Source organism: Kitasatospora sp. NPDC093558 (genome assembly GCF_040683475.1).
In the GTDB taxonomy this organism is placed as follows: domain Bacteria; phylum Actinomycetota; class Actinomycetes; order Streptomycetales; family Streptomycetaceae; genus Kitasatospora.
Genome location: NZ_JBFBDY010000447.1, coordinates 1 through 5211, shown reverse-complemented (window position 1 = coordinate 5211; position 5211 = coordinate 1). Strand labels below are relative to the sequence as shown.

General features: G+C 73.6%; 5 protein-coding genes and 1 riboswitch. Of the genes, 3 read left to right on the top strand and 2 right to left on the bottom strand.

What is annotated here, in order from left to right; translation table 11 throughout:
- Nucleotides 1-483 (bottom strand): prenyltransferase/squalene oxidase repeat-containing protein (locus AB0O00_RS28690; RefSeq protein ID WP_363656610.1); only part of this gene is annotated, 483 nt, incomplete at its 3' end.
- A gap of 77 nt (nucleotides 484-560) precedes the next feature.
- A riboswitch (cobalamin riboswitch) is annotated at nucleotides 561-658 on the bottom strand.
- 137 nt (nucleotides 659-795) lie between these two features.
- Nucleotides 796-1416: a TetR family transcriptional regulator gene (locus AB0O00_RS28685; protein WP_363656608.1), complete on the bottom strand. Its 621-nt coding sequence runs from the start codon at nucleotides 1414-1416 to the stop codon at nucleotides 796-798.
- A 252-nt stretch (nucleotides 1417-1668) separates the two neighbouring features.
- Here AB0O00_RS28685 and AB0O00_RS28680 point away from each other — a divergent pair, with 252 nt between their 5' ends.
- From AB0O00_RS28680 to AB0O00_RS28670, 3 genes are all read left to right on the top strand, one after another.
- Complete coding sequence (locus AB0O00_RS28680; RefSeq protein ID WP_363656606.1) at nucleotides 1669-2979, top strand: glycosyltransferase family 4 protein; 1311 nt, start codon at nucleotides 1669-1671, stop codon at nucleotides 2977-2979.
- A 97-nt stretch (nucleotides 2980-3076) separates the two neighbouring features.
- Nucleotides 3077-3811, top strand: a complete 735-nt coding sequence (locus AB0O00_RS28675) for a class I SAM-dependent methyltransferase (protein WP_363656604.1) — start codon at nucleotides 3077-3079, stop codon at nucleotides 3809-3811.
- Nucleotides 3808-4869, top strand: a complete 1062-nt coding sequence (locus AB0O00_RS28670) for a prenyltransferase (protein WP_363656603.1) — start codon at nucleotides 3808-3810, stop codon at nucleotides 4867-4869. The genes AB0O00_RS28675 and AB0O00_RS28670 overlap by 4 nt, the downstream gene beginning before the upstream one ends.
- The last annotated feature ends 342 nt before the right edge of the window (nucleotides 4870-5211 follow it).

Here is a 5211-nt window from a genome sequence, read left to right as displayed (position 1 = left end):
GGCGTTGACGGCGAGACCGGTGGAGTTGGCGTCGCCGGGGTTGCCCGGGTTGTAGGCCCAGCTGCCGTCGGCGTTCTGGTTGGCCTTGAGCCACTGGACGCCCTTGTCGACGGCGTCCTGGTGCCCGCCGAGCGCGGCGAGGGCCTGGAGGGCGACGGCGGTTGCGTTGCTGTCCTCGGCCTTGGCGTCGCAGGCCGCGCCGGCGGCCCGGTACGACGGCCAGCCGCCGTCCTCGCACTGCTGTCCGGTGAGCCAGGCGACGGCCGAGTCGGCCGGGGTGACCTTGGCCGCCGCGAGCGCGGTGAGGGCGAGGGACTGGCGCCACACCCCGTCGTACGTCGGGTCGCCCTTGCCGTACAGCCCTTCGGGGGCGGCAGCGGTGGCGCTCGGGGAGGGCGTGTCCGCGAGGGCCGGTGCGGCGGCGGCGCCGGTCAGCAGCGCGGCGGACAGGGCGGCGGCGCCCAGGCGGGCGGCGGTGAGCATGGTGGAGGTGTGCCTTTCGTGAGCGGGGCGGGCCCGGCGGGGCCCTTCCGTAGTCCTCGACGGTGCCGGACGGGCGCGTCCGGCTCTGCCCGTACCGACGCGCGGGAGTACGGCCTCACGCACGGGAGCACGGCCTCACGGTTGCGGGGTCAGCGCCGGACTCGCACCGGCTTCCCCCGGGAGAGGGACGGGATGAAGTTTTTGCTGCCCGTTGACTCTAGCCGCCGGCGCCGCCCACCGGACCGCGGCGAGCAGGAACACGTTCCAGTCCGCGAGGGCCAGCAGAGGCCCCGAAGAGGCCCTGCGGAGGCCTCACGGCAGCGTGAGCAGCCGCGCCGCCGTGTGCAGGTCGGCCCGCACCTCGGCGATCGAGGAGCGGCCGGAGAGCCAGGAGACCAGCGCCGAGTGCCAGGTGTGCTCGATCACCCGGACGGCCGCGCGCTGGCTCTCGCTCGCCGGCCCGGACTGGCCGATCGCGTCCAGGATGAGCTGTCCGGTCGCGGTGCTCACCTGGTCCACCTCGGTCCCGACCGAGCGGTCCGCGAAGGACAGCGCCCGCACCATGGCCTCCGCCAGGAGCGGTTCGCGCTGGAGCGCGTGGAACGCCCGGGTGAGCGTGTCGGCGACCCGCAGCGCCGGTTCGTCGTCGGTCGGCGGGTGCCGGCGGATGTGCTCCTGGAGGCCCTGGAGCTGTTCGAGCATGACCGCGACCAGCAGGTGGACCTTGGACGGGAAGTACCGGTAGAGCGTGCCGAGGGCCACCTGGGCGCTCTCCGCGACCTCCCGCATCTGCACCGCCTCGTACCCGCCGCGCGCGGCCAGGGCGGTGGCGGCCCGCAGGATCCGCCGCCGGCGCTCGGCCTGGCGGGCGGTCAGCGGCGGCTCGCCCGACGACGGGGCGGCGGGGCTCGCGGACGTGCTCGGCGACGACAAGGGGTGCTCCCGGGGGCGCGTGGGTGGCGGCGGGCCGCACGGTGGCGGCACGCCGTCGACCCGGGGTCGGCCGGGTCGGCGTGGCGGGAATCACCAGCCCTGGCTCCGGAGGGAAAGCTACGGGCCGGTATCTTCGAGGTCTCTCATTGTTCACATGGCCGATGACGAGTTCCACCGCCACTGAAACCTGATCTACTTTAGCGACCGGCAGCACCCGGCAGCACAGATAGCAGCGAGAGAAGAGGGCCCAGGATGACCGCGCAGCCGCTGCGGATTGCCCTGCTGTCGTACCGCGGCGACCCGTTCTGCGGCGGCCAGGGCGTCTACGTGCGCCACCTGTCCCGCGAGCTGGCGCGGCTCGGCCACCACGTGGACGTGATCGGCGCCCAGCCGTACGCCGTCCTGGACGAGGTCGAGGGGCCGGGCTCGGTGCGCCTCGTCGAGCTGCCCAGCCTGGACCTGTACCGCGCGGACGACCCGTTCCGCACGCCGGGGCGCGGCGAGTTCCGCGGGCCGGTGGACGTGCTGGAGTTCGCCACGATGCGCACCGGCGGCTTCCCGGAGCCGCTGACGTTCTCGCTGCGCGCCCGGCAGTACCTGGCCAGGCACAAGGGCCGCTACGACGTCGTGCACGACAACCAGACCCTCGGCTACGGCCTGCTCGGGCTGGCCCGGCACGGCTTCCCGCTGGTCACCACGATCCACCACCCGATCACCGTCGACCGCCGGCTGGAGCTGGACGCGGCCACCACCCGGATGCGCCGGCTGTCGCTGCGCCGCTGGTACGCCTTCACCCGGATGCAGCGCCGGGTCGCCACCCGGCTCGACCACGTGATCACCGTGTCCGGCAGCTCGAAGCGCGAGATCGCCGAGCACCTGGGCGCCGCGCCCGGCGCGATCTCGGTGGTGCCGATCGGCGCCGACACCCGGCTGTGGTCCCCGTCGGAGGGGATCGCGCGGGTGCCCGGGCGGATCGTCACGACCTCCAGCGCGGACGTCCCGCTCAAGGGCCTGGTGTACCTGGTCGAGGCGCTGGCCAAGGTCCGCACCGAGCGGCCCGCGCACCTGGTCGTGGTCGGCAAGCCGCAGAAGGAGGACGGCCCGGTCACCGAGGCGGTCCGCCGCTTCGGGCTGGAGGACCACATCGAGTTCCGCAGCGGGCTGACCGACCAGGAGCTGGTCGACCTGTACCGCTCGGCCGAGGTGGCCTGCGTGCCGTCGCTGTACGAGGGCTTCTCGCTGCCCGCCGCCGAGGCGATGGCCACCGGGACGCCGCTGGTGGCGACCACCGGCGGCGCGATCCCCGAGGTCGCCGGGCCGGACGGGGAGACCTGCCTCGCCGTGCCGCCGGGGGACGCGGACGCGCTGGCCGGCGCGCTCGGCCGGCTGCTGGACGACCCGGCGCTGCGCGAGCGGCTCGGGACGGCCGGCCGCGAGCGGGTGCTGGCCCGGTTCACCTGGGAGCGGGCCGCCGAGCTGACCGCCGACGCCTACCGCGCGGCGATCGCCACCGGGGCCGGCGCGCGCGCCCGCTCCGGGCCGGGCTGGCGGTACGTGCCCTGAGCCCGGGCCGCGCCGGCCGGCGTGCGTGAGATCTGATGAAGCGTCAAAGGCTGGAGACGGCAAGACGCTTGGTAGCAAAAGGAATGGGAGCCCTGCAGTGCTGACCGTCGATTTCTCGCGCTTCCCGCTCGCCCCCGGCGACCGGGTGCTCGACCTGGGCTGCGGCGGGGGCCGGCACGCGTTCGAGTGCTACCGCCGCGGCGCCAACGTGATCGCCCTCGACCAGAACGCCGAGGAGATCGCCGAGGTCAAGAAGTGGTTCGCCGCGATGGAGCAGGCCGGTGAGGCCCCCGAGGGCGCGTCGGCGACCGCGATGGAGGGCAACGCGCTGGCGCTGCCGTTCGAGGACGAGTACTTCGACAAGATCATCATCTCCGAGGTGATGGAGCACATACCCGATGACAAGGGCGTGCTCAACGAGATGTTCCGGGTCCTCAAGCCCGGCGGCCTGCTCGCCGTCACCGTGCCGCGCTGGCTGCCGGAGAAGATCTGCTGGGCGCTGTCCGACGAGTACCACGAGGTCGAGGGCGGCCACATCCGCATCTACCGCGGCGACGAACTGCTCGGCAAGCTCAAGGACGCCGGCCTGGAGCCCTACGGCACCCACCACGCGCACGCGCTGCACTCGCCGTACTGGTGGATCAAGTGCGCCGTCGGCGTGGACAACGACAAGGCGCTGCCCGTCAAGGCCTACCACCAGCTGCTGGTCTGGGACATCGTCGGCACCCCGGTCATCAGCACGCTCACCAAGGCCGCCGAGAAGGCGCTCAACCCGGTCATCGGCAAGAGCTTCGTCGCCTACGCCTCGAAGCCGCGGCGGGCCGGCGCATGACCGCCGCCGTCCCCGAGGTGCTGCTGCTCGACGGGGTGCTCGACGCCGAGCAGGCCGCCGGCACCGTCCGCAGCATCCTCGCCGAGCAGCGCGCCGACGGCGCCATACCGTGGTTCACCGGCCACCACCTCGACCCGTGGGACCACACCGAGGCCGCGATGGCCCTCGACACCGCGGGCGAGCACGCCGCCGCCGAGGCCGCCTACCGCTGGCTCGCCGCCCACCAGAACCCGGACGGCTCCTGGTACGCGGCCTACACCGACGGCGAGGTCTCCAACCGGGCGAAGGAGACCAACTTCTGCGCCTACATCGCCGTCGGGGTCTGGCACCACCACCTCAGCACCGGCGACGACACGTTCCTGGAGTGGATCTGGCCGGTGGTCCGCCGCGCCCTGGACTTCATCGTCCGGCTGCGGCTGCCCGGCGGCCCGATCTCCTGGCGCCTCGACGAGGACGGCACCGCCACCGACGAGGCGCTGCTCACCGGCTCGTCCAGCATCCTGCACGCGCTGCGCTGCGGACTGGCGATCGCCGAGTACCTGGAGGAGCCGCAGCCCGACTGGGAGCTCGCGGCCGGCCGGCTGCGGCACGCCATCGGCCACCACCCCGAGCGGTTCCTCGACAAGGACCGCTACTCGATGGACTGGTACTACCCGGTGCTCGGCACCGCGCTGCGCGGCAAGGCGGCGCTGGCCAGGATCGAGCGCGACTGGGACCGCTTCGTCGTCCCCGGCCTCGGCGTGCGCTGCGTCAGCGACCGCCCGTGGGTGACCGGCGGCGAGAGCGCCGAACTCGCGCTCGCGCTCTGGGCGATCGGCGAGTCCGACCGCGCCGTGGACATCCTGCGCTGGATCCAGAAGCACCTGCGGCACGACGACGGCTCCTACTGGACCGGGTACGTGTTCGAGGACGACGCCATCTGGCCCGAGGAGCGCACCACCTGGACGGCGGGCGCGCTGCTGCTCGCCGTCGCGGCGCTCGGCGGCGACCCGGCGACGGTCGCGGTGTTCGGCGGGGACGAGCTGCCGGACGGTCTTGTGGTCCAGGACTGCTGTTGAGCGCTGTGCACGCTGAGCCTTGTGCGTGCTGAGCGCTGCGCACGCTGAGCGCTGTGCACGCTGAGCCTTGTGCGTGCTGAGCCCTGCGCACGCCGAGCCCTGTGCACGCTGAGCCCTGTGCACGCTGAGCCCTGTGCACGCCGAGCCCTGTGCACGCCGAGCCCTGTGCATGCCGAAGGGGCGGGACCCGCGAGGGTCCCGCCCCTTCCGTGTGTGCGGCAGCGTCAGCCGCGCTGGATGCCCGAGGTGTCGGCCAGCACGCCCTGGGTGCCGTCCTGGAGCTGGGCGACCAGCGCGGTGCCGCGCTGCTCGACCGCCAGGTACCAGGTGCCGGGGACGAGC